General features: G+C 59.6%; 2 protein-coding genes and 1 pseudogene. All 3 read left to right on the plus strand.

The genetic code is table 11. From position 1 onward, the window contains the following. The coding region (locus GM30_RS02335; protein ID WP_049847336.1) for a FliI/YscN family ATPase at positions 1 to 1,017 on the plus strand (1,017 nt) is incomplete at its 5' end. Between the two features lie 21 nt (positions 1,018 to 1,038). After that, complete coding sequence (gene fliJ / locus GM30_RS02340) at positions 1,039 to 1,482, plus strand: flagellar export protein FliJ (RefSeq protein ID WP_049847337.1); 444 nt, start codon at positions 1,039 to 1,041, stop codon at positions 1,480 to 1,482. Then, a pseudogene (locus tag GM30_RS02345) lies at positions 1,479 to 1,922 on the plus strand (flagellar hook-length control protein FliK); the annotation flags it as partial. The gene fliJ and the pseudogene GM30_RS02345, both read left to right, overlap by 4 nt.

Genomic DNA, 1,922 nt, shown 5'->3' on the forward strand with positions numbered 1-1,922 from the left:
CGCGTGCTGGACGGCAGCGGCAAACCGCTGGACGGGCTCCCTGCCCCCGATACCACCGAAACCGGGGCGCTGATCACCGCACCGTTTAACCCGCTGCAGCGTACGGCTATCGAACACGTGCTGGACACGGGCGTGCGGCCGATCAACGCCCTGCTCACCGTCGGACGCGGTCAGCGTATGGGGTTGTTCGCCGGTTCTGGTGTCGGGAAAAGCGTCCTGCTCGGCATGATGGCGCGCTACACCCAGGCAGACGTGATTGTCGTCGGTCTGATTGGTGAGCGTGGCCGCGAAGTCAAAGATTTTATTGAAAATATTCTGGGTGCCGACGGCCGTGCCCGCTCCGTAGTCGTCGCCGCCCCGGCTGACGTGTCGCCGCTGCTGCGTATGCAGGGTGCCGCGTATGCCACCCGTATCGCCGAAGATTTTCGCGATCGCGGGCAGCACGTATTGCTGATCATGGACTCCCTCACCCGCTACGCGATGGCGCAGCGTGAGATCGCCCTGGCGATCGGTGAACCGCCCGCCACCAAAGGCTATCCGCCCTCAGTGTTTGCCAAATTACCGGCGCTGGTGGAACGCGCCGGTAATGGCATTAGCGGCGGGGGGTCGATCACCGCGTTTTATACGGTGCTGACCGAAGGGGACGACCAGCAGGATCCGATTGCCGACTCGGCACGCGCCATTCTGGATGGTCACATTGTGCTCTCCCGTCGGCTGGCCGAAGCCGGGCACTATCCGGCCATTGATATCGAAGCGTCGATCAGTCGTGCGATGACCGCGCTGATTACTGAGCAACACTACGCACGGGTTCGTCATTTCAAACAGCTGCTCTCCAGTTTCCAGCGCAACCGCGATCTGGTGAGCGTCGGGGCTTACGCCAAAGGCAGCGACCCGATACTGGACAAAGCCATTACGCTCTGGCCGCAGCTGGAAGCTTTTTTACAACAAGGCATTTTTGAACGCGCAGGATGGGAAGATTCGCTACAGGCGCTGGAAATTATTTTCCCGACGGCGTGATGAAGCAGGAGGACAGCAGTTATGGCGGAACATGGTGCATTAACGACGCTAAGAGAGCTGGCCGAAAAGGATGTCGAAAATGCGGCGCAACGCCTGGGTGAGATGCGACGCGGCTGCCAGCAGGCAGAAGAACAACTCAAGATGCTGATGGATTATCAGCTGGAATATCAGAACAACCTCGCCGGGGACATGACCCGCGGGATGGGCAGTCTGCGCTGGCAGAACTACCAGCAGTTTATCGACACGCTGGAAAAAGCCATCGATCAGCACCGACAGCAGCTGACGCAGTGGACGCAAAAAGTGGATCAGGCGCTGAATTTCTGGCGCGAGAAAAAACAGCGTTTGCAGGCATGGCAGACGCTCCAGGACAGACAGGCCGCCGCGGCACAAGTGGCGGAAAACCGTCTCGATCAGAAAAAAATGGACGAATTCGCTCAACGCGCAACCTTAAGGAAACCCGAATGATTACGTTGCCGAAACTTATCCTTAGCGATACCGATGCCGCCGCGGGTCAAACGGCGAAATTTTCTGGTGATGCGCAGGATTTTCTCTCACTGCTGGCCGGTGCGCTCGGCGGTAAAGGCGCTGGCGATGGCAAAGCCGCACTGACGCTGGCCGATCTGCAGAATGTCGCTGCCGGGTTGCCGAAGGGCGATATCAAAACCAGCGCACAAAAGCTGAGCCAGTTGTTGAATCAGCAGGACAATACGGCGGATCTCACTGACCCGCACACACTGTCAGACGCGCAGGCGCTGCTGACCTCCCTTACCTCGCGCCTGGCCGGTGTGGATGCGACGCAGGCTGTTGCCCAGACGACCAACGGTAAAGACGCGCTGAAAACCCCGGCCGACGCCACGACACTCAGCGACGACGAACTGGCAAGCCTCAGCGCGCTGATGGCAATG

The organism is Trabulsiella odontotermitis, from assembly GCF_001188485.1.
Lineage (GTDB): Bacteria > Pseudomonadota > Gammaproteobacteria > Enterobacterales > Enterobacteriaceae > Trabulsiella > Trabulsiella odontotermitis_A.